At 71.4% G+C, this 20777-nt stretch carries 19 protein-coding genes; 13 read left to right on the top strand and 6 right to left on the bottom strand.

Going from position 1 to position 20777, the window contains the following annotated elements:
- Positions 1-7: 7 nt before the first annotated feature.
- Complete coding sequence (locus tag ACFV7R_RS20890; RefSeq protein WP_385265416.1) at positions 8-1312, bottom strand: ABC transporter substrate-binding protein; 1305 nt, start codon at positions 1310-1312, stop codon at positions 8-10.
- Between the two features lie 189 nt (positions 1313-1501).
- Between ACFV7R_RS20890 and ACFV7R_RS20885 the strand changes: the two genes are divergently transcribed.
- Both ACFV7R_RS20885 and purU read left to right on the top strand, forming a co-directional pair.
- The gene (locus ACFV7R_RS20885) at positions 1502-1948 is read left to right on the top strand and encodes a hypothetical protein (RefSeq protein ID WP_385265413.1); all 447 of its coding nucleotides are present in this window, start codon (positions 1502-1504) and stop codon (positions 1946-1948) included.
- Positions 1949-2007: 59 nt separating this feature from the next.
- Complete coding sequence (gene purU / locus ACFV7R_RS20880; RefSeq protein WP_385265410.1) at positions 2008-2889, top strand: formyltetrahydrofolate deformylase; 882 nt, start codon at positions 2008-2010, stop codon at positions 2887-2889.
- A 132-nt stretch (positions 2890-3021) separates the two neighbouring features.
- On the opposite strand, the gene ACFV7R_RS20875 is transcribed toward purU, so the two are convergent.
- Both ACFV7R_RS20875 and ACFV7R_RS20870 read right to left on the bottom strand, forming a co-directional pair.
- Positions 3022-4494 carry a zf-HC2 domain-containing protein gene (locus ACFV7R_RS20875; RefSeq protein ID WP_385265408.1) on the bottom strand — a complete coding sequence of 491 codons (1473 nt, stop codon included), beginning with the start codon at positions 4492-4494 and terminating at the stop codon, positions 3022-3024.
- Positions 4491-5072 carry an RNA polymerase sigma factor gene (locus ACFV7R_RS20870; RefSeq protein WP_385265405.1) on the bottom strand — a complete coding sequence of 194 codons (582 nt, stop codon included), beginning with the start codon at positions 5070-5072 and terminating at the stop codon, positions 4491-4493. Before ACFV7R_RS20870 ends, ACFV7R_RS20875 begins: the two co-directional genes overlap by 4 nt.
- A gap of 314 nt (positions 5073-5386) precedes the next feature.
- Here ACFV7R_RS20870 and ACFV7R_RS20865 point away from each other — a divergent pair, with 314 nt between their 5' ends.
- Together ACFV7R_RS20865 and ACFV7R_RS20860 are read left to right on the top strand one after the other, a co-directional pair.
- On the top strand, positions 5387-5767 hold the full coding sequence (locus tag ACFV7R_RS20865; protein ID WP_129797461.1) for an STAS domain-containing protein: 381 nt from the start codon (positions 5387-5389) through the stop codon (positions 5765-5767).
- 143 nt (positions 5768-5910) lie between these two features.
- Positions 5911-6423 (top strand): EF-hand domain-containing protein, encoded by a 513-nt coding sequence (locus tag ACFV7R_RS20860; protein WP_385265402.1) that lies wholly within the window; start codon positions 5911-5913, stop codon positions 6421-6423.
- Here ACFV7R_RS20860 and ACFV7R_RS20855 read toward each other — a convergent pair.
- Positions 6402-7910 (bottom strand): class I adenylate-forming enzyme family protein, encoded by a 1509-nt coding sequence (locus ACFV7R_RS20855; protein WP_385265399.1) that lies wholly within the window; start codon positions 7908-7910, stop codon positions 6402-6404. The genes ACFV7R_RS20860 and ACFV7R_RS20855 overlap by 22 nt on opposite strands.
- 146 nt (positions 7911-8056) lie before the next feature.
- Between ACFV7R_RS20855 and ACFV7R_RS20850 the strand changes: the two genes are divergently transcribed.
- From ACFV7R_RS20850 to ACFV7R_RS20835, 4 genes are all read left to right on the top strand, one after another.
- Positions 8057-9250, top strand: coding sequence for an amidohydrolase family protein (locus tag ACFV7R_RS20850; RefSeq protein WP_385265396.1), 1194 nt, complete (start codon positions 8057-8059; stop codon positions 9248-9250).
- A complete protein-coding gene (locus ACFV7R_RS20845; protein WP_385265393.1) occupies positions 9250-10383 on the top strand; it encodes an acyl-CoA dehydrogenase family protein in 1134 nt (377 codons plus the stop codon). Before ACFV7R_RS20850 ends, ACFV7R_RS20845 begins: the two co-directional genes overlap by 1 nt.
- Before the next feature lies 1 nt (position 10384).
- Positions 10385-11377 carry an acyl-CoA dehydrogenase family protein gene (locus tag ACFV7R_RS20840; protein ID WP_385265390.1) on the top strand — a complete coding sequence of 331 codons (993 nt, stop codon included), beginning with the start codon at positions 10385-10387 and terminating at the stop codon, positions 11375-11377.
- 482 nt (positions 11378-11859) lie between these two features.
- Positions 11860-12342, top strand: a complete 483-nt coding sequence (locus ACFV7R_RS20835; protein ID WP_385265848.1) for an ATP-binding protein — start codon at positions 11860-11862, stop codon at positions 12340-12342.
- A 489-nt stretch (positions 12343-12831) separates the two neighbouring features.
- On the opposite strand, the gene ACFV7R_RS20830 is transcribed toward ACFV7R_RS20835, so the two are convergent.
- Complete coding sequence (locus tag ACFV7R_RS20830; protein ID WP_385265387.1) at positions 12832-13758, bottom strand: cyclase family protein; 927 nt, start codon at positions 13756-13758, stop codon at positions 12832-12834.
- A gap of 83 nt (positions 13759-13841) precedes the next feature.
- Between ACFV7R_RS20830 and ACFV7R_RS20825 the strand changes: the two genes are divergently transcribed.
- The 4 genes from ACFV7R_RS20825 to ACFV7R_RS20810 all read left to right on the top strand — a co-directional run bounded on the left by ACFV7R_RS20825 (position 13842) and on the right by ACFV7R_RS20810 (position 18420).
- A complete protein-coding gene (locus ACFV7R_RS20825) occupies positions 13842-14756 on the top strand; it encodes an SDR family NAD(P)-dependent oxidoreductase (protein WP_385265384.1) in 915 nt (304 codons plus the stop codon).
- Between the two features lie 129 nt (positions 14757-14885).
- Positions 14886-16034 carry an acyl-CoA dehydrogenase family protein gene (locus ACFV7R_RS20820; RefSeq protein ID WP_385265381.1) on the top strand — a complete coding sequence of 383 codons (1149 nt, stop codon included), beginning with the start codon at positions 14886-14888 and terminating at the stop codon, positions 16032-16034.
- A 12-nt stretch (positions 16035-16046) separates the two neighbouring features.
- On the top strand, positions 16047-17096 hold the full coding sequence (locus ACFV7R_RS20815; protein WP_385265378.1) for a Zn-dependent alcohol dehydrogenase: 1050 nt from the start codon (positions 16047-16049) through the stop codon (positions 17094-17096).
- 73 nt (positions 17097-17169) lie between these two features.
- Positions 17170-18420, top strand: coding sequence for an MFS transporter (locus tag ACFV7R_RS20810; RefSeq protein ID WP_385265376.1), 1251 nt, complete (start codon positions 17170-17172; stop codon positions 18418-18420).
- On the opposite strand, the gene ACFV7R_RS20805 is transcribed toward ACFV7R_RS20810, so the two are convergent.
- Positions 18325-19371, bottom strand: a complete 1047-nt coding sequence (locus ACFV7R_RS20805; RefSeq protein ID WP_385265373.1) for a GlxA family transcriptional regulator — start codon at positions 19369-19371, stop codon at positions 18325-18327. The two genes, ACFV7R_RS20810 and ACFV7R_RS20805, sit on opposite strands and share 96 nt — an antisense overlap.
- Before the next feature lie 71 nt (positions 19372-19442).
- Here ACFV7R_RS20805 and ACFV7R_RS20800 point away from each other — a divergent pair, with 71 nt between their 5' ends.
- A complete protein-coding gene (locus ACFV7R_RS20800; protein WP_385265370.1) occupies positions 19443-20771 on the top strand; it encodes an MFS transporter in 1329 nt (442 codons plus the stop codon).
- Positions 20772-20777: the final 6 nt, after the last annotated feature.

Below are 20777 nucleotides of genomic sequence, written 5' to 3'. Positions count from 1 at the left end.
CCGCGGCTCAGCTCGCCTCAGCGCCCTGCAGGGTCTTCGTCACGTCGAGGGCGCTCTTGCGGGCCGCGACCAGCTGGCCGTCCCGCACGACCTGAAGGGTCACGTCGGTGTTGACCAGGCGCGGGAAGCCCACCGAGGCCAGCACGTCCTGGAACTGCCACTGCAGCGTCGGCGTGAGCCCGCCCGTGGTGACCTTGAAACCGTCGTCCAGGGTGCGCCGTACGGATTCGGCGGTCACGTCGCTGTCGCCGAGCGACTTCACCACGGCCTCGAGGACGGTGTACGCGATCCAGGTGGTCTGCACACCGGCGTCCGCGGGGTCGATGCGGGTGTCGGTGAAGGCCTTCTCGCGGATCACCTTCTTCATCTCGTCCCAGCGCTTGTCGGTCTCCACCGGGTACCAGCCGGTGATGTACGCCCCCTCGTACGGGCTCGACGCGCCGCCGGTCGCGTCGATGACCGTCTGGTCGACGCTGCCGAGGACGGTGCCGGTCCGCACCTCGGGGTAGTTCTCACGGGCGCGCCGGAAGGAGTCCATGAAGGTGCTGGTGCGGTCACCGAGCGCGGGCACCACGCAGCCCGTCTGCGTCGGGTCCGTCGTGGCCTGGTCCAGCGCCCGCTCGGAGGGCGTGGAGTACTCGGTGGCGTCCTCCGCGGCGCGCAGGTCGCTCACCGTGCTGTGGCCGCCCGCCCGCAGGCCCGAGTTGATCAGGGTGGGCAGTTCGTCGCCCGCGATGGTGTCGGGCCGGACCAGCGAGACCGGACCGCAGACCCTGGCGAGCTCCCTGCCGAGGCCGGCCAGCAGCGCGGGCTGGCCGCCGTTGACGGGGTAGGAGAGGGGACTGGTGAACTCGCCGTTCGTGATGCCGTAGCCCCCTATGTACGGTATGCCCGCACCTTCCAGGATCGGGAAGAAGGAGTCGGCGTGCTGGCTGTAGGAGCCGACGACCGCGACGGCCTTCTCCTTGACCGCACGGCGGGCGCACTTGGCGGCGTCCACGCTGTCGTTGTGGTCGTTGCAGGGCAGGACCCGGAGCTTGCGGCCGTTGATGCCGCCGTTGGAGTTGACGTAGCGGGCGTAGGCGAGCGCGAGGGCCGGCATGCCGGGCTTGTTGGTGGCGTTGGTCTTCTCCGGCGCCCACGTCATGACGGTGATGGGATCGTCCCCGGCGCCCCCCGCGCCGGGGATGATCCCGCAACCGGCGGCGAGCGACGCGCACGCCACCAGGGCGCCCGCTGTGCGGATGGCTCTGGCGGGCCGCCTGATGAGGGCGGGGAGGAAGGTGCTGCGGATGCGTCGCCTGCCGGTCATGCACCCGCACGATTCCGTCACATTGCTAACCCGGGAGTGACCCTTGGTCAACGCTTGGTGACGTAAAGGTGAATTGCGGGGGCCGGTGAACGGCGCGTGGCGAGGAACGTACGATCGATGACCGTGCAAGGTGTGCAAGGTGTACAAGGTTCGGCGAACTCTTCCCGCCGCGGGCGTCGCTCATCCACCATGGGCGACATGCCTCAGAACGACATGCCGTGGTGGCGCTGGCGCAGCAACGTGCGCTCCGCGCTGCACATGCTTTCCGATCCGGCGTTCCAGCGGGACGTCTGGCTGGCGGGAGTCGAGGGGTACGGGGACGTCACCGACGCCGTGTACCGGCTCGTCGAGGACACCTGGCTCGACCACTGGTCCGCCGAGAAGTACGTCGGCACGATCTTCCGCGACTCGCAGGAGGCGGCGCTCGTCGACACCGCCGTACTGCGGGTGCTGCGGATCATGCACCAGGTCGGGCCGGACGCGCCGGTGTCCTCCTACGTCGACCACCCGGCGTGGCCGGAGGCGGTGCGGGCCGCGCGGGACGCCCATGTGCGGATGGCGGTGAGCGACGGCGAGGACCCGGCCGCGCCGCCCCGCACGCTCGAGGTGCTGCGGATACTCACGCGGTCGGCGTAGCTCGTCCGACCGCCGGACGACTTGCCCGGCGCCGAGGCCGGTGTGGGACCCTGTCCTGCATGAACGAGCAGTCCAACCGAGCCGCGGCCCCGGCCGACCAGTACGTCCTCACCCTGTCCTGCCCCGACAAGCAGGGCATCGTGCACGCCGTGTCGAGCTACCTGTTCATGACCGGCTGCAACATCGAGGACAGCCAGCAGTTCGGTGACCACGACACGGGTCTGTTCTTCATGCGCGTCCACTTCTCGGCGGACGCTCCGGTGACGGTGGACAAGCTGCGGGCCAGCTTCGCGGCGATCGGTGACTCCTTCCGGATGGACTGGCAGATCCACCGGGCCGAGGAGAAGATGCGGGTCCTGCTGATGGTCAGCAAGTTCGGGCACTGCCTGAACGACCTGCTGTTCCGGGCACGGATCGGGGCGCTGCCGGTGGAGATCGCGGCGGTGGTGTCCAATCACACCGATTTCGCCGAGCTCGTGGCTTCCTATGACATTCCCTTCCACCACCTTCCGGTGGGGAAGGACAACAAGGCCGAGGCCGAGGCGCGGCTGCTGGAGATCGTGAACTCGGAGGGTGTGGAGCTGGTCGTGCTGGCCCGCTACATGCAGGTCCTCTCCGACGACCTGTGCAAGCAGCTGAGCGGGCGGATCATCAACATCCACCATTCCTTCCTGCCGAGCTTCAAGGGCGCGAAGCCGTACCACCAGGCGCATGCTCGGGGCGTGAAGCTGATCGGTGCGACGGCGCACTACGTCACCGCCGATCTCGACGAGGGGCCGATCATCGAGCAGGAGGTCGAGCGGGTCGGCCATGGCGTCACGCCGGAGCAGTTGGTCGGTATCGGGCGGGATGTGGAGTGCCAGGCGCTGGCGCGGGCGGTGAAGTGGCATGCGGAGCGGAGGATTCTGCTGAACGGGCGGCGGACGGTGGTGTTCGCGTAGGCACTCAGCTGCGGGCAGTCGTGCCGGGGGGCGCGCAGCCCGGCGTTGACGGGGTGCTGCCCGCGCCCACCCGTGCCGCCCTGGGGGTCCCCCCTCCGGGGGAGGCACGACTGCCCGCGGGCTGACCGGCGTCTACATACGGCTCAGTGACGCCGCCGCAAGCAGCACGTCCCTGATCGCCTCCCGGTCGCCGCCCTGCCCCGCTGCCGCCTCCTCCGGAGGGACATGGCCCGCGGCCAGTCGGCAGAACTCGGCGCCGTCCAGTGCGACATGGGCCACCTCGTGCTCCGCGGAGCCCACCGCCGCCGGCGAGTCGAGCGGAATCAGCCACTCCCCGCCCCCGGAGCCCTCGATCTCCAGGCGCAGGGTCCGGCCGGGCTCACCGGCCGGTACGAGCCGCCGCGGCGTGCGGGCGGGCGCGGCGAGACCGGACCGGCGCCGCTCGGCCAGCACACCCGGCAGCAGGCGCGCCGCGAGGTCGATCATGCGGTGGAGATGGCGCGGGGACGGCGGCTCGTACGGGTAGTTCACCGCGTCCGCGATGTCCTCCGCATGTACCCAGCACTCGAACGCCCGGTCGATCATCGCGTCGTGCAGCGGCAGTTCGAAGTCGCCGTACGACACCGCCGGCTTCGCCGCGCCGCCGGTGAAGGACACCGTCCGCACGATGCCGTGGCTCTGCTCCCGCCAGGGCCCCCGCACCGAGCGGGTCGGCGGGAAGTGCGAGGCGCGCCAGTACGCCTCCGTGCGGCCGGCAGGCGTCGGAGCATCGGCGTCGGTGCCGCCGAGAGGGTCGTCGAGCCCGAGGGCGAGCGCGACGATCCCGTCGACCGCCAGCAGGTGCGCGATGACTCCCGCGACGGTGGTGCGGCGGCTCAGGGCCTGCGCACCGTCGAACCAGCGCAGCCGTACCGGCGCGTGCCACTCGGAGTCCCCGAAGTCCTGCAGCAGGGCGTCGAGCCGCGCACTCTCGGCGTCGTACGGCCTCGCCCACTCGGGAACCGGGATGCGCGGTGGCCGCCGGTCGAGGCAGGCGGCCAGGACGCGGGTGCGCAGGCCGGGGTCGAGGTCGAGGCTGTCCGGGCGCTGCAGCAGGCCGACCGCCTCGCGCAGCCGTCGTGCCTCGTCCGCGCAGCTTCCGCAGGTGCCGAGGTGTTCCTCGACGGCCGCCGTCTCCTCGGCCGAGCAGGCGGCCAGCGCCCACGCTCCGAGGAGGGACTTCAGGACGTGGTGCTCCAGTACGAGGGGTGCGGGGTCCGGCATGGCCGCCCGCAGGTCGTCGAGGGCGGGCAGCGGCCGTCCGCTGTCCTCGACCGAGGCGCGCGGCATGGGTATGCGGGGCGGCTGCCGGCCGGGTACGGGGGCGTGGTCGTCGCCGTCGCCGGGGCCGGCCGGCCCCGGCGGGGAGCCGCCGTCCCGGATGCCGTGGGGCGGGTCCGGATCCGGGTCGCCCTTCTTTCCGTTTCCGGAATCGCCGTGCTCGCCGTGTTCCTCGTGTCCGCCGTACCTCTCGTGTTCGCCGTACTCCTCGTCCTTCCCGACGTCCTCCTGCTCCCCGAACCCCTCATGCTCGTCGTACGCCCCGAAGCGGTCCGCCTCCGTCACACCGCACCCCCGTATCCCGGCGGCGCCCCGGGCATGCCGGCGTCGTGGGCCGTGGAGAGCAGTTGCAGGCCGAGGCGGAGCCTGCGGCGGGCCTCGTCCTCGGTGACGCCGAGGTCGGTCGCGGTCTGGCGGTAGTCGCGGCGCTGGAAGTAGGCACGCTCCAGGGCTGCGCGCAGCGGGGCCGGCATGGACTGGACGATGTAGTCGGCGCGGGCGGCGACGTAGGCGTGGCGGACCTTGCGCTCCAGGTCCTCGGAGGAGTCGTGGCCGCTCTCGGCGAGCGCGGCGGCCTCGGTGGCGCGCAGCCGCTGCACGGCGAGCCGGTGGGTCAGCGCGGCGACCCAGGAGCGCAGGGGGCCCTGCTCGGGGTCGTAGGCCTCCGGGTGCTCCCAGAGGTGGGCGAAGACCTCATGGATGATGCCGTCGGTGGCGTGCTCGTCGCCGAGCACACGGTGGGCCTGGCCGTGCACGAGGGAGGCGAACCGGTCGTAGAGCTCGCCGAGGGCGGCGGCCTCACCGCGGGCGAGGCGCTGCTGCATCTTGCGGTCCCAGCGGGGCGGTGCGTCCTTCTTCGCCATGCGGCCCCCTCCCCGTGCTCCGTCCCGGTGTCCAGCGTGTGTCCGTCGCCACCTCGAATGTAGTCGGCACGTCCGACAATGCACGCCCCTTTGTGGCAATGTGCGCTCCCCGACAAGCCGCTGGTGATAGTGGACTTACGCCGCGTCTACCCCGTCACCATGCACTCAGGCCTGATCGAACAGGATCGAATGCGACTGAAACAAGCCTTTTTCGTTCGGGTTTCGTTTTCGGTGAGGTGTTTCAGGGAACGGCCGCTGGGCAGCCGCGCTGCGAGGAAGTGTAGGAGTTGCTTCCGTTTCGGCGAGCGAAGGGCATGGTGGTGGCGTTCAATGTGACCGGCGGCGAGCAGGGCCGATGGGCCGTGCTCCAGGTGTCGGGCGAGCTGGATCTGGTGACGTCACCCGTGTTGCGTCAGCGGGTGCACGACCTGGTGGCCGAGGGCCGCCACAGTCTCGTCCTCGACCTCTCCGAGGTCTGGTTCTGCGATTCCAGCGGTGTCGGCGTGCTCATCGCCGCCCGCCGTCTGCTGCGCTCCTGTCAGGGACGGCTCCGTCTGATACTTCCGGCTCAGGGGGCGGCCGACGGCTCCCATGTCAACCGCGTCCTCGGCGCGCTGGGCGTGCGCAGGCTGTTCGACGTGCACGCGGATCTGCCGTCCGCGACGTCCGACGAGGCGCGCCCCCTCTCGGCGTGACCTCTGCCACGTCGTTCACATCGTTGTTCCAGAATTCCCCCGGTCTTGGCACAACCGTGGGTTTCCCGCTCCGGGACCGCCCCCGACGTCGTACGCTCCGTGCGAGATGCACCCCGAGATGACGTGAGGCGGCCCGAAAAGACATGGTCAGCAGCGAGTACGAGCGCAGGATTGCGGCCCGGTTCGCCACCTTCGACCAGGACGGCAACGGTTACATCGACCGCGAGGACTTCAGCGGTGCGGCCAAGGCGCTGCTCGCGGAGTTCGGCACCGCGGCCCGGTCCGACAAGGGGCAGGCGCTGTACGTCGGCGCCGAGGCCTTCTGGCAGGGCATGGCCGGGATTGCGGACCGGGACGGTGACCAGCGGATCACCCGCGAGGAGTTCGTGAACGGTGCGGTCAAGCGACTGCGCGACAATCCGGACCGGTTCGCCGAGATCGCCCGCCCGTTCCTGCACGCCGCCATCGCCGTGGCGGACACCGACGGCGACGGAGCCGCCACCGTCGCGGACACCGCACGTGTCCTGAAGGTGCTCGGCGTGCCGGAGAACATCGCGCACTCCGCGGCCGCCGCGCTCGACACGGACGGTGACGGCAAGGTGAGCGAGGTGGAGATCGTGCCCGCCTTCGCCCGTTACTTCACCGTGCCCGAATAGCGTTCCCGCAGCTTGTACTTGAGCACCTTGCGCAGTGTCTCGCCCCGCGGAAGGGCGTCCACCACCTCCAGCTGCTCCGGCAGTTTGTGCACGGACAGCCCTTCCGCGCGCAGATGCGACGTCACCGCCTCCAGGGTCAACGCACCCGCCCCCGCCGGTTGTTCGACCACCGCGCAGACCCGCTCACCGCGTTCGGCGTCCGGCAGCCCGATCACCGCCACGTCCGCGACCGCCGGATGCCGGTGCAGCAGGTCCTCGATCTCCTTGGCCGAGATGTTCTCGCCCTTGCGGATGATCACGTCCTTGAGGCGGCCGGTGAGCACCAGATGCCCGCTCTCCGTCAGATGCCCGAGGTCGCCGGTGCGCAGAAAGCCCTCCGCGTCGAAGGCCTCCGCCGTCTGCGCGGGATCCAGATAGCCCCGGCACACGGCCTCTCCGCGCAGCCGCACCTCCCCGTCCACGATCCGTATCTCCATGCCGTCCGGCGGGCGCCCCTCCGTGGTGGCCAGGTTCTCGGACGTGTCGTCCGGCGCCCCCATCGTGATCATCGGGACCTCGGTCATCCCGTATCCGTGGGTGAGCTGCACCCCCATCTCGCGTACGACGGCGTGGTAGATCTCCGGTGGCTTGGGTGCCCCGCCGCCGGCCAGCAGCCGCAGGGTCGGCACGACCGGCGTGTCCGGCTGCTTGCGTTGCTCGGCCAGGAACATCGAGTAGAACGCCGTCGACCCGCCCGCCAGCGTCACCCCGTGCCTGCGGTACACCGCCAGCGCCTGAGGCAGCGCGAACTGCTCGACCAGCACCGCGGGGAAGCCGTACAGCAGCAGCATCACCATGTAGTCGGGACCGCCGATGTGCGCGTACGGGAACGCGATCGACCCCACGTCCCCGGCGGTGGGCCGCAGGGCGTGCGCCAGGCAGGAGCCGCCCGCGATCAGCGAACGGTCCGTGTGCAGGACGCCCTTGGGCTCCGAGGTCGTGCCGGAGGTCCAGTAGATCCAGCGGACCTCAGTGCCCTGCGCCGGCGGCGGGGGCAGCACGGACGGATCGCCGTCGGGCAGGTCGTCGTACGCCTCGAAGATTCCCTTCGCGCCGAGCCGGCGCGCCATCTCCGTGTGGTCGAAGCCGCGCCACTCGCCCGGTACGGCGAGGTACTCGGCCCGCGACTCCCGCAGTGCGAAGCCGACCTCGCGGTCCCTCAGGAACGGGATGAGCGGCGTCTGTACGGCGCCCAGGCGGGCCAGCGCGAAGGACAGCACCGCCGTCTCGATGCGGGTGGGCAGCTGCCAGGCGACGACCGTGCCGGGGCGCACCCCCATGCCGTACAGACCGGCCGCCGCCCGCTCGGCACCCTCGCGCAGCGCGCCGAAGCTCACCGAGCGGTCGTCCTGGAGCAGGACGGGGCGGTCGGGGGTGCGGTCGGCGCGGCGGACGAGCAGGTCCCAGAGGGTGCGGGAGGTGCTGAGCGCGTGCGCGGTGTCGTTCACGTCGGCCCCCTGTCCAGCTGACGGCTAGTCAGATAGTGGGGTGAGCGTAGGGCTCGGCGCCTTGTCGGTCCAGGGGTGCGGGGCTAGCCTTCCCTCAGCGCGCTATCTGACGGAGCATCAGATCCGTATCTCCGCGGAGGGGACCCATGACCGAACTGCCCCGCATCATCAGCGTCGACGACCATGTGATCGAACCCGCGCACCTCTTCGAGACCTGGCTGCCGAAGAAGTACCGCGACCGCGGCCCCAAGCCCCTCACCGCCGGGATCGGCGAACTCGCCTACGTCGGCGGCAAGTACCAGATCACCATGGACCCGGACGGCCCGCCCACCGACTGGTGGATCTACGAGGACCTGAAGTTCCCGTACAAGCGCAACATCGCCGCCGTCGGCTTCGACCGCGACGAGATGACCCTGGAGGGCATCACGCGCGCGGAGATGCGGCCGGGCTGCTGGGACCCCGCCGAGCGGCTCAGGGACATGGATCTCAACCACGTCGAGGCGTCCCTCTGCTTCCCGACCTTCCCGCGCTTCTGCGGGCAGACCTTCGCCGAGGCGCACGACAAGGAGGTCGCGCTGGCCTGTGTGCGCGCCTACAACGACTGGATGGTCGAGGAGTGGTGCGGGGACAGCGGCGGCCGGCTCATCCCGCTGTGCCTGATCCCGCTGTGGGACGTCGAGCTGGCGGTGGAGGAGATCAGGCGGAACGCGGCCCGCGGAGTGCGGGCGGTGACCTTCTCCGAGATCCCCACCTATCTGGGGCTGCCGTCCATCCACTCCGGCTACTGGGACCCGTTCTTCGCGGTCTGCCAGGAGACCGGGACGGTCGTCAACATGCACATCGGTTCGTCCTCGCAGATGCCGGCCGCCTCTCCCGACGCCCCGCCCGCCGTCCAGGCCTCGCTGTCCTTCAACAACGCCATGGCCTCGATGATGGACTTCCTGTTCAGCGGCGTGCTCGTGAAGTTCCCGACGCTCAGGCTCGCCTACTCCGAGGGGCAGATGGGCTGGATCCCGTACGCCCTGGAACGCGCCGACGACGTCTGGCAGGAGCACCGCGCCTGGGGCGGCGTCCGCGACACCATTCCGGAGCCGCCGTCGACGTACTACTACCGGCAGATCTACTGCTGCTTCTTCCGCGACAAGCACGGCATCGCCTCGCTGGACGTCGTGGGGCGCGACAACGCCACCTTCGAGACCGACTATCCGCACGTCGACTCCACCTTCCCGCACACCAGGGAAGTGGCCCTCGACCACGTCAAGGGCCTCGACGACGAGACGGTGTACAAGCTGATGCGGGGCAACGCGATCCGCATGCTGGATCTCGACCTGGACCGCTGATGGACCTGTCGTACACACCCGAGGAGGAGGACTTCCGGGAGCGCCTGCGGGAGTGGCTGGGCAAGGTGCTGCCCACGCTGCCGCCGAAACCGTCCCCCGACGACTGGCCCGCCCGGCGGGCCTACGACCTCGGGTGGCAGCGGATGCTGTACGACGCCGGATACGCCGACGTCCACTGGGACGGCTCACCGAGTGTTCGCCTGATCTTCCTGGAGGAGACGGAAAAGGCGGGCGCCCCCTATGTGGGGGCCAACTTCGTCGGGCTGCTGCACGCGGGGCCGACCATCGCCGCCGAGGGCACGGCCGGGCAGCGGGCGCGCTGGCTGCCGCCCGTCCTGCGCGGCGAGGAGGTGTGGTGCCAGGGCTTCAGCGAACCGGACGCCGGATCCGACCTCGCGTCCCTGCGCACGCGCGCGCGCAGGGACGGCGACGACTACGTGGTGAGCGGGTCCAAGATCTGGACCTCGCACGCCGAGGTCGCCGACTGGTGCGAACTGCTGGTGCGGACGGACCCGGAGGCGCCCAGGCACCGTGGGATCACCTGGCTGGCCATGCCCATGGACGCGCCGGGCATCACCGTACGGCCGCTGCGGACGCTCGCGGGGTCGGCCGAGTTCGCCGAGGTGTTCCTCGACGACGTGCGCGTGCCGGTCGCCAACCGGGTGGGGGACGAGAACGACGGCTGGCGGGTGACCATGGTGACGCTGTCGTTCGAGCGGGGGACGGCGTTCGTGGGCGAGGTGGTGGCCTGCCGGCGCGTACTGGGGGAGCTGGCCCGGCAGGCGCGGGCGAACGGACGCTGGGACGATCCGGTGCTGCGGCGGCGACTCGGGCGGCTGAACGCGGAGTTCCGGGCGCTGTGGCGGCTGACCCAGTGGAACGTGAGCGAGGCGGAGGCGTCGGGCGGGGTGCCCGGCGTGGGGGGTTCGGTTTTCAAACTGAGGTACTCACAGGCGCGTCAGGAGCTGTACGACGCCGCGGCCGACGTCCTGGGCGCCGAGTCGCTCGACCTGGACCGGCCCTGGGTGCTCGACCGGCTGTCCTCGCTGTCGTACACCATCGCGGCCGGCACCTCGCAGATCCAGCACAACATCGTGGCCGAACGGATCCTCGGACTGCCGAAGGGACGCTGACGTGCGCTTCCGACTGACCGAGGAACAGCGGGCGTTGCGGGACACCGTACGGCAGCTGCTCGTGCGGCGCTTCGACGGCGAGGCGCTCCGGGCGGCCGTGGAAGCGTCCGTCCTGGACCGGGGGCTGTGGCGCGAGCTGGGCGCGGCGGGGTTCTTCGCGCTACGACTGCCCGAGGCGGACGGCGGGGTCGGACTCGGGCCGGCCGAGGCCGTGCTGGCCTTCGAGGAGGCCGGACGGGCCCTGCTGCCGGGCCCGTTGCTGGCCACGCATCTCGCGGCGGGCGCGGTGCCGGGGGCGGCCGACGGCTCGGTCGTCGTGGCGGCGGTCGACGGCAGCGGGCTGGTGGAGTGGCTGACGCAGGCCGACGTCGTGCGCGGGGACGCGCACGGGGCCGTACCCCTGCGGTCGGTGGACCCGCTCACGCCGCTGCACCGTGTGCCGGAGGCGGCTGGGGCCGGGGTGGTGGCAGGCGTGCGCGGCGCGACGAGGCCGCCTGAGGCGAAGGGTTCGCCCCTGCACGCGGAGCCGGCCCCCCTGGGCGCGGCGGATCCGACGGCCGTGCTCCTGACCGCCGCCGAGCAGCTCGGCAGCGCCGCCCGCACCTGTGAGCTCGCGGTGCAACACGCCCGTACCCGCGAGCAGTTCGGGCGTCCGATCGGCGCCTTCCAGGCCGTACAGCACCTGTGTGCGCAGATGCTGGTCCGCGTGGAGGTGGTCCGCGCAGCCGTGTACGCGGCGGCCGTCACCGCCGACCCCGTGGACATCGCCGTGGCCCGGCTGCTCGCCGACGAGGCGGCCGTGCGCGGTGCCCGCGACTGCCTCCAGGTGCACGGCGGCATGGGCTTCACCTGGGAGGCGGAGGTGCATCTGCATCTGAAGCGCGCCTGGGTGCGAACCCATCGTGCGGGAGGCGGTACGGAGAGTGAGGAGCTCCTGGCGCAGGATCTGTCAACCGGGGTGGACGGACACGGCGCTGGGCTGCGGACTCGGTGAACAGGCCGCCGCGCGTGTCGCGGATTGTGGCATACCGGTATCACTGAGCGTTGATATCGCCTTGTGTCCCAGGTGTGACTCGTCACGTCCCGGAGTCGAAGGTCCGCTCCGGTACCTTGTGTGGGATGCGAGTGGTTCCGAGCGCGAGCCGTGCCGGTGTTGCCCCTGGGGCGGCTCCGGATCCAGCGGTGCGCGCCGCTGCTCGCCCGGTGGGAAGGCCCTGTTCCACCGCCTGTTCGACCCCCCGCGACGAGCGTCGCACAGTATGCCGCATGGATACTCCTTCGCGCTGGAATATGCCCGAAGCGCTTGTTGGGGTGACTGTGCGTCAACCATGCTGGTTCATAAGGGAGTCACGTTCCGTGAACCCTGCCCTCGCTGTTGTTCTGGTCATGCAGAAAATGGCTACGATCGTGGCCCTCGTGAGGCGCGAGCCTTTGTGTCCACCGGTTCGGATGGTGTGAGCGGTGCAGGTGCTTCAAGTGCAGCTGGAGATCCGGCCCGACCCCGCGGAAGTGGGGCGCGCCCGCAGATGGACGCGTTCACGTCTCGCCGGGTCCGGTATAGAGGCCGACGAACCGCTTGCCGAGACCCTGGTCCTGCTCGTCTCCGAACTGGTCACCAACGCCGTGGTGCACACCGGCTGTCCGGCCGTTCTGAGGCTGTCCCTGCCCCAGCCGACCGCCGAACCGGCCACCGTCCGCCTGGAGGTGGCCGACGGCAGCACCCGGGCCCCGCTGCCCCGGTGGGCGGACGGCGAAGCGACCGGCGGCCGCGGCCTGGCGCTCGTCGACGGCCTCGCCGACCGCTGGGGCTGGAGCCCCGAGGGCGTCGGCAAGCGCATCTGGTGCGAACTGGACCGCTGCACCGAGTCCCGGACGGCCGCGGTGGCGTGCGGGGGCGACCGGGCTCCCGGATACGAGGGCTTCGAGGGATACGAGGGGCTGGCCTACGAGGCGGTGTGAGCCGACCGGGTCCGGTTGTGCCGGTTTCCGTAAAGGTCGCGACGGGCCCGGTCAGGGTCGGGGCAGGCCGGGGGCACGGTTGCAGCGGCGCCGGGCTTTTCGGGTCGGGTGAGGGGTGGCGCGCCGGGATGTGCTTCCATGCGCGCCTGCGCCAAAAAGGGCGTAAGTCATAAATCTCCGAACGGGTGTTGACGTCACGTGACGGGTTGATCACGCTGTTGCTCAGCGATTCGCCGCGAGGGGACGACGAGGGTTTCGGTGACGGGAGCCCTCGGCGAGTGCGGGTCGCGATTCGGCGTCGGTTCTCTCAGGACCAAGAGGGACCGATGAGGATCCCTCCCGCTCATGGGGTCCCCCCGCTCGAGCGAAGTCGAGCGTGGGGGAGAAGCCGAGAGCGGGGGAGGGCACGCCGGAGTCGGATGGCGGCGCGTGGTGCGGTGCTCGGGGCGGGCGCTGTCGCGTCGCCAGCCGGACTCATCCCCGGATCACCTACAGGATCGCGACCGGCGCCACCGGCGTCCCCGTCGCGCCGACGAACGGTTCGGGCATCGCCGACAGCAGGAACGCGTAGCGGTTCGTTTCTCCACAGGCTGTGGACAACTTTTCGAGATTCCAGTTCTGGCCCTGCGGCATCCCCATCTCCACCAGGTGCAGCGCATGCACGGGAAGCCAGAGATTCTCGATCTCGGGCGGAAATATCTCAAACGTGAGCGTGTCGTTCGCCACGGCCGCCACATCGCGCGCGTGGAACCACTCCGGCGTCCGGATCGACAGCCCCGGCGACGGAAACCCGTATCCGTGCTTGTCACCGGCGAGACAGACCTGCACCTGCCCGGTCCGTACGAGGACGATGTCACCGGCGCGCACACGTGTACCGGCGAGTTCCTCGGCCGCGTCCAGATCCTCCGGAGTGACCGCATGCCCGCCGGGGAGCCGGTCCGTCCCCCGCGCGCGGGCGACGTCCAGGAGCACCCCGCGCGAGACGATGTGCCGCGCCTTGTCGATGCCGCCGAACTCCGCCCCGCCGTGCGCGGTGATGGTGCCGGCCGGGCGGCCGTTGTAGAGCCTGCCGGAGTGCGAGACGTGGGTCAGCGCGTCCCAGTGGGTCGCCGCCTGCAGGCCCATGGTCACGGCGTCGTCGCTGCACGCGACCGTGCCCGGCCCGAACAGTTCCTGGTTGATCTGCACCATGACGTGCAGGGGGTTGACCCGCCCGGGGATCATCCCGGTCTGCACGCCGTCCTGTTGCAGGGGCAGGGCGAGGGGGACGCGGCGTCCCGTGCGGACCTCGGCGGCGGCCGCGCGGACGACCTCGTCGGTGATCAGGTTGAGCGTCCCCCGCTCGTCGTCCGCCCCCCAGCGGCCCCAGTTGTTCACGCGCCCCGCGATGTCGTGGAACTCGACCGGCAGTGACATGAGCCCTCCCCGGGGCTTGTCTCCAGGCGTCTGGCAGGACAAAAATCTAACGGGTCGTCAGAAACTGCGGGAAGGGGCCGGGCGTGGGGAACTTCTTGGCCGGCAAGGTCGTCGCCGTGACCGGGGCCGGACGGGGCATCGGGCGGGCGGTCGCGCGCGCGGCGGCCGCCGAGGGAGCGCGCGTCGTCGTCAACGACTACGGGGTGGCCGTCGACGGGGCCTTTCCGACCAGCGAGGTCGCCGAGGCCGTGGTCAAGGAGATCGAGGCGGCGGGCGGGGAGGCGATCGCGGTGGCCGACGACATCTCCACGATGGCCGGTGGTCAGCGGGTGGTCGACGCGGCGCTGTCGTCGTACGGACGGCTCGACGGTGTCGTCTGCGTCGCCGGGATCCTGCGCGAGCGGATGCTGTTCAACATGACCGAGGAGGAGTGGGACCCGGTCGTCGCCACCCACCTCAAAGGGACGTTCACGGTGTTCCGGGCGGCCTCGGCGGTGATGCGCACACAGCGGTCGGGGACCCTGATCGGCTTCACCAGCGGCAACCATCAGGGGTCCGTCTCGCAGGCCAACTACAGCGCGGCCAAGGGCGGAATCATCTCGCTGGTGCGGAGCGCCGCGCTCGGCCTGCACAAGTACGGGGTGACCGCGAATGCCGTGGCGCCCGTGGCCCGTACGCGGATGTCGGCGAACGTGCCGATGGAACTGGCGGAGATCGGCGAGCCGGAGGACGTTGCCGCGCTCGTGGCCTATCTGCTGTCGGAGCGGGCGCGGGAGGCCGGCATCACCGGGCAGGTGTACACGATCGCCGGCCCGAAGATCGCCGTCTGGGCCCAGCCGAGGGAGCTGCGCGCCGCGTACGCCGAGGGTTCCTGGACGCCGGAACGGATCGCGGACTTCCTGCCGGGGACGGTGGGGGTGGATCCGATGCCGATGCTGTCGCAGTTGGCGGGGATGGAGAGGGCGGCGCGAGAGGGGGGCCGGCCGAACGCCCAGTAGCCCGGGGGATGCGTCGTACGGCGGCTGCGGGTTCGTTGGGGCCGGTCGGGCCCCCACGGCAGAGCCGCATATGTCACAGCCCCGCGCCCCTGGGGTCGCTGGACGCACCCCATGCTGAGAGGAGACCCCGTGGACTTTGGATTCACGGCAGAGGACGAGGCATTTCGAGCCGAGGCGCGAGAATGGCTCGCCGCCCATGCCGACGGCGCCCCGGACCGCCGTACCTGGGAACGCACCCTCGGCAAGGCGGGTTGGATAGGCCTCGGCTGGCCCGAACCCGGTTACGGCAACCGCACCGCCACCCTCACCCAACAGGTCGCCTGGGCCGAGGAGTACGCCCGCTCGCCCGCACCGCCGCGCTCCGGCCACATCGGCGAGAACCTCCTCGCCCCCACCCTCATCGCCCACGGCACCGAGGAGCAGAAGGCCCGCTTCCTCCCCCCGGTCGCCGCCGGGGACGAACTGTGGTGCCAGGGCTACAGCGAGCCGGACGCCGGCTCGGACCTGGCCGGCGTGCGCACGACGGCCGTACGCGAGCCGGGCGGCACGTCGTACCGGATCACCGGCCAGAAGATCTGGACCTCGCTCGCCCACGAGGCGGACTGGTGCTTCGTGCTGGCCCGCACCGAACCCGGCTCGCGACGCCACCACGGGCTCAGTTTCCTGCTGGTGCCCATGGACCAGCCGGGCCGGATCGAGGTCCGCCCGATCCGCCAGATGACCGGCACGAGCGACTTCAACGAGGTGTTCTTCGACGGGGCGCACGCGCGCGTGGAACATGTCGTCGGCGGCGAGGGCGGCGGCTGGCGGGTCGCGATGAGCCTGCTCGGGTTCGAACGCGGGGTCTCGACGCTGGCCCAGCAGATCGGGTTCGCCGAGGAGCTGGGGCGGGTGGTGCGGGCCGCCCTCGCCTCGGGTGCGGTGGCCGATCCGGTCGTACGGGAGCGGCTCGTGCGGCAGTGGGCGGAGCTGCGGACGATGCGGTGGAACGCCCTGCGGACACTGGGCGGTTCGGCGGACCCGGGCGCGTCGAGCGTGGCCAAGCTGCTGTGGAGCGGCTGGCACCAGCGGCTCGGGGAGCTGGCGATGCAGGTGCGGGGTGCGGCGGCCGGGGTGGGCCCGGCGGACTGGTCGGACTCGGCGCCGTACGAACTCGACGCGATGCAGCACCTGTTCCTGTTCTCCCGGGCCGACACCATCTACGGCGGCTCGGACCAGATCCAGCGCACGATCATCGCCGAGCGCGCGCTCGGCCTGCCGAAGGAACCGAAGGGCTGAGGGGGCGGTGTGATGCGGGGCGTGGTGTTCGACGGGCAGCGGGTCGAGGTCGTGGACGATCTGGAGGTACGGGATCCCGGACCCGGTGAGGTGCGGGTCGCGGTCTCGGCGGCCGGGCTGTGCCACAGCGATCTGTCCGTGGTGGACGGGACCATACCTTTCCCGGTTCCTGTGGTGCTGGGACATGAGGGTGCGGGGGTGGTGGACGCGGTGGGGGACGGGGTCACACATGTCTCGGCCGGGGATCATGTGGCTCTGTCCACGCTTGCCAACTGCGGTACGTGCGCGGATTGTGACCGGGGGCGGCCGACCATGTGCCGGCGGGCGATCGGCCGGCCCGGGCAGCCGTTCACCCAAGGTGGGCGTCCTGTCTTCCAGTTCGCGTGCAACTCGGCGTTCGCCGAGCGGACCGTGGTCAAGGCCGTGCAGGTGGTGCGTATTCCGAAGGACATCTCCATGCCTTCGGCCGCGCTCATCGGGTGCGGGGTGCTGACCGGGGTCGGGGCCGTGCTCAACCGGGCGAAGGTGGACCGCGGGGACAGCGTGGTCGTGATCGGGACCGGTGGGATCGGACTCAATGTGCTTCAAGGGGCGCGGATCGCGGGTGCGCTGCGGATCGTCGCCGTCGATGCCAATCCGGCCAAGGAGGCGGTGGCGCGGCAGTTCGGGGCGACCGAGTTCCTGACCTCGACGGAGGGGGTGCGGGAGCTGCTGCCCACCGGGGCGGACCACGTCTTCGAGTGCGTCGGGCGGGTGGAGCTCGTCCGGCAGGCCGTCGGTCTGCTGGACCGGCATGGGCAGGCGGTCCTGCTCGGTATGCCGCCGGCCGGGGCGGAGGCGTCCTTCGTCGTGGCGTCCATGTTCCTGGACAAGTCGATCCTGGGGTGCCGTTACGGGTCCTCGCGTCCGCAGCGGGACATCGCGCTGTACGCCGAGTTGTACCGGGACGGGCGGCTGCTGCTCGACGAACTGGTGACGCAGACCTATCCCGTTGAGGAGTTCGAGCGGGCGGCGGCGGATGCGGAGGCGGGGAAGGTGGCTCGGGGAGTGCTGATGTTCTGAACATGCCAGAGGTTTTCCACAGGCGCCGGAAAACTCCTGGGGCGCTGTCGGTCCCAGCCCTTAGCGTCGACGCATGACCTATCGAGACGTCGCCTCCAAGCAGGTCCTGATCTGGGCCTGCACCGCCGTCGCCTCCCGTCTGCCGGTCGCCATGGCGCCGTTGGCCCTGGTGTTCCTGGTGCGGGAGCGGCCCGGTGGCTATTCGCTGGGGGCGGCGCTCGCAGCGGCCTATGTGCTCGGCGAGATCATCGGGGCGCCGGTGCTCGGAATGCGGCTGGACCCGGCGCGCGGCCGTCGGCACCTGGCCTTCGGACTCGCGGGCGGGGCGGTGGGGTTCGCGGGGCTCGGGGTGCTGGCCGGGGCACACCCCGTCGTGCTGGGGGCGTTCGCGTTCCTGGCCGGTGCGGCTCCCGCCGCTGCGGCCGGCGGGCAGCGGGCGCTGCTGACCTCGCTGGTCCCGGAGCGTGCCGTGGCGCAGGCGCTGTCCGCCGAGTCGATGCTGATGTCGGGTGTGTGGGCCGTCTCCCCGGTCGCGGTCGCCGGCCTCGCCCTCGGGGTGGCGCCCCGGGTGCCGCTGCTCCTCGGGGCCGCCCTGATGGCGTCTTCGATCGCGGGCCACTGGCTGCTGCCGGCCGGCTGGGGCAAGGGGGAGCAGGGTGGGGAGGCAGGGCGGTTCAGGGTCTTGATACGCGCCTGGCCGGTGTACGTCACGGGCGCGGCCAGTCTCACACTGCTCGGCTTGGCCGAACTCACCCTGCCCGCCCTGCTGGAGCAGCGCGGCATCGGTGTCGGCTGGTCCGGGCCGATGCTGGCGGGGCTGGCGGTGGGAGCGGCGGTCGGCGCGTTCCTGTACGGCCTCCGGCCGTGGCCGGGGCGGCTCCGGGCGCGCAGCGTGGTGCTGATGTGCGGCATGTCGGTCTTCGTGACCCTCGCCGCACTGATACCGGGGGCGGCCGGGATCGCGGTCGCCCTCGTGCTGGCGGGCACGCTTCAGTCGGGCGCGCTGATCACCCGCAACCTGTCCCTGCGCGAGGCCGTGCCACCGGGTGCCGTGGCCGCGGGCTACTCCGTGATGTACGCGGCCGCGGGCGCCGGGTACGCGGCGACCGGTTCCCTCGCCGGCGGCCTGCTCCAGCTGGTGGCGCCGTCCACGGCCATCCTGGCCGGCGTGCTGCTGACCCTGCTGCTGACGGCGCTCGGCTGGTGGGGAGAGGTCCGGCGGGACCGCTCAAGTGCCGCTGGAGACCTGCCCGTTGACGCCGTCGCTGCCGGCGCGGAAGGTGCGCCGGTAGCTGGAGGGGGTGACCCCGAGCGCCGCCTGTAGGTGCTGCCGCATCGACTGGGCCGTGCCGAAGCCGGCGTCCCGGGCGACCTGGTCGACGGAGAGGTCGGTGGACTCCAGCAGATGCCGGGCGCGTTCCACCCGCTGCTGGGTGAGCCACTGGCCCGGGCTGATGCCGACCTCCTCGCGGAAGCGGCGGGTGAAGGTGCGGACCGACATGGACTCCTGGTCCGCCATGTCGCGCAACTGGATCGGCTCGTGGAGACGGCCCAGGGCCCAGGCGCGGGCCGTGGTCGTGGTGGCCAGCTGGGGCTCCGGCACCGGGCGCTGGATGAACTGCGCCTGGCCGCCCTCGCGGTGCGGCGGTACGACTGTGCGGCGGGCCACGTCGTTGGCGACGGCGGTGCCGTGGTCGCGGCGCACGATGTGCAGGCACAGGTCGACACCGGCCGCGACGCCCGCGGAGGTCAGGACGTCGCCGTTGTCGACGTACAGGACGTTGGCGTCCACCCTGATCTGCGGGAACAGACGTTGGAGGCGCTCGGCGTCGGACCAGTGGGTGGTGGCGGGCCGGCCGTCGAGGAGGCCGGCGGCGGCGAGGACGTAGACGCCGGTGCAGATGGAGGCGAGCCGGGTGCCGGGGCGGATGTGCGCGAGCGCGGCGGCCAGCTCGGGGGTGAGCACGCCCTGCTCGAAGACCGGGCCGAGTTCGTACGACGCCGGGACGATCACCGTGTCGGCGGTGGCCAGGGTCTCCGGGCCGTTCGCGACCGTGATGTCGAAGTCGGCGTCCGTCCGGACCGGGCCCGGCGGCCGGATCGAGCAGGTGACGACCTCGTACAGATGGCGCCCCGCGGCGTCCTTGGGGCGTCCGAAGATGCGGTGCGGAATGCCCAGCTCGAAGGGCAGCGCGCCGTCCATGGCGAGGACGACGACGCGGTGCGGGCGGAAGTCCTCCCCGGGGGGCTGCTCGGTGTGCCGCTCGATGGCCATGGCCCGATCCTAGCGAATGCTGTCCTTCGGGCCACTCGATCGGGGTGATCGCAGACCGGATGCTCTATGGCGTGACCCAGACAACCGACGCCACCACAGCCGTAGAGGAATCCGGGACCAGCAAGAAGCGGCGCCCGCGGCGGAGCCGCAAAATGTCACTGCACCGTGCCTGGTTCGTCGCCGCCGTCACCTTTGTGACCATCATCGGCGCGGCCGCCTTCCGTTCCCTGCCCGGCCTGCTCATCGGCCCGCTGAACCAGGAGTTCGGCTGGTCGCGCGGCACGATCGGCGCCGCGGTCTCGATCAACCTCGCGCTGTACGGGCTCACCGCCCCCTTCGCGGCCGCGCTGATGGACCGCTTCGGCATCCGGCGGGTCGTCGCCGTGGCGCTGACCGTGATCGCGCTCGGCTCGGGGCTGACGGTGTGGATGACGGCCGCCTGGCAGCTGCTGCTGTGCTGGGGCCTGCTGGTCGGGCTGGGGTCCGGCTCGATGGCGCTGGCGTTCGCGGCGACGGTCACCAACCGCTGGTTCACCGAGCGGCGCGGCCTGGTCACCGGCATCCTCACCGCCGCCTCGGCCTCCGGCCAGCTGATCTTCCTGCCGGTGCTGTCCTGGATGGTCGAGACGCACGACTGGCGCCCGGCCGCGGTGACGGTGGCCCTGGCGGCCCTCGCGGTCGTCCCCTTCGTCTGGCTGCTGCTGCGCGACCACCCGGCCGACGTGGGCCTGAAGCCGTACGGGGCGAAGGAGTTCGTGCCCAAGCCGGCGCCCGTGCCGGGCGCCGCACGCCGTGCGGTCACCGTGCTGCTGGAGGCGGCCCGCACCGGCCCGTTCTGGCTGCTCGCCGGCACCTTCGCGATCTGCGGCGCCTCCACCAACGGCCTGATCCAGACCCACTTCGTGCCGGCCGCCCACGACGCGCACATGCCCGTCACCACGGCGGCCTCGCTGCTCGCGGTCATCGGGGTGTTCGACGTGGTCGGCACGGTGGCCTCGGGCTGGTTCACCGACCGCTTCGACGCACGCCGCCTGCTCGCGGTCTACTACGCCCTGCGCGGCATCTCGCTGCTGTTCCTCCCCATGCTGCTCGCACCGAGCGTCCACCCCCCGATGCTGTTCTTCATCGTCTTCTACGGCCTGGACTGGGTCGCCACCGTCCCGCCCACCGTGGCGCTGTGCCGCGAGCAGTACGGCGACGACAGCGCGATCGTCTTCGGCTGGGTCCTCGCCTCCCACCAGGTCGGCGCGGCGCTCGTGGCCTTCCTCGGCGGTGTGGCGCGGGACGTCTTCGGGTCGTACGACATGGTCTGGGTCGCGTCCGGAGCGCTGTGCGCGGCGGCGGCGCTGATGTCGCTGGTGATCAGGCGGCGGCCGACTGCGGTGCCGGCGGTGGCTTGAGCGGTG

Source organism: Streptomyces sp. NPDC059866 (genome assembly GCF_042731325.1).
In the GTDB taxonomy this organism is placed as follows: Bacteria; Actinomycetota; Actinomycetes; order Streptomycetales; family Streptomycetaceae; genus Streptomyces; species Streptomyces flavusporus.
Note: the sequence above shows the minus strand (reverse complement) of the source record. Positions and strands in the feature narration are given on the sequence as shown.

Bases quoted from the DNA above. Each gene is read 5' to 3' on its own strand.
- ACFV7R_RS20885 (WP_385265413.1), top strand. From the start codon at position 1,502: ATGGGCGACATGCCTCAGAACGACATGCCGTGGTGGCGCTGGCGCAGC.
- ACFV7R_RS20810 (WP_385265376.1), top strand. From the start codon at position 17,170: ATGACCTATCGAGACGTCGCCTCCAAGCAGGTCCTGATCTGGGCCTGC.
- ACFV7R_RS20830 (WP_385265387.1), bottom strand. From the start codon at position 13,758: ATGTCACTGCCGGTCGAGTTCCACGACATCGCGGGGCGCGTGAACAAC.
- ACFV7R_RS20870 (WP_385265405.1), bottom strand. From the start codon at position 5,072: ATGGCGAAGAAGGACGCACCGCCCCGCTGGGACCGCAAGATGCAGCAG.
- ACFV7R_RS20815 (WP_385265378.1), top strand. From the start codon at position 16,047: ATGCGGGGCGTGGTGTTCGACGGGCAGCGGGTCGAGGTCGTGGACGAT.
- ACFV7R_RS20865 (WP_129797461.1), top strand. From the start codon at position 5,387: ATGGTGGTGGCGTTCAATGTGACCGGCGGCGAGCAGGGCCGATGGGCC.
- ACFV7R_RS20845 (WP_385265393.1), top strand. From the start codon at position 9,250: ATGGACCTGTCGTACACACCCGAGGAGGAGGACTTCCGGGAGCGCCTG.
- ACFV7R_RS20850 (WP_385265396.1), top strand. From the start codon at position 8,057: ATGACCGAACTGCCCCGCATCATCAGCGTCGACGACCATGTGATCGAA.
- ACFV7R_RS20890 (WP_385265416.1), bottom strand. From the start codon at position 1,312: ATGACCGGCAGGCGACGCATCCGCAGCACCTTCCTCCCCGCCCTCATC.
- ACFV7R_RS20860 (WP_385265402.1), top strand. From the start codon at position 5,911: ATGGTCAGCAGCGAGTACGAGCGCAGGATTGCGGCCCGGTTCGCCACC.
- purU (WP_385265410.1), top strand. From the start codon at position 2,008: ATGAACGAGCAGTCCAACCGAGCCGCGGCCCCGGCCGACCAGTACGTC.
- ACFV7R_RS20805 (WP_385265373.1), bottom strand. From the start codon at position 19,371: ATGGCCATCGAGCGGCACACCGAGCAGCCCCCCGGGGAGGACTTCCGC.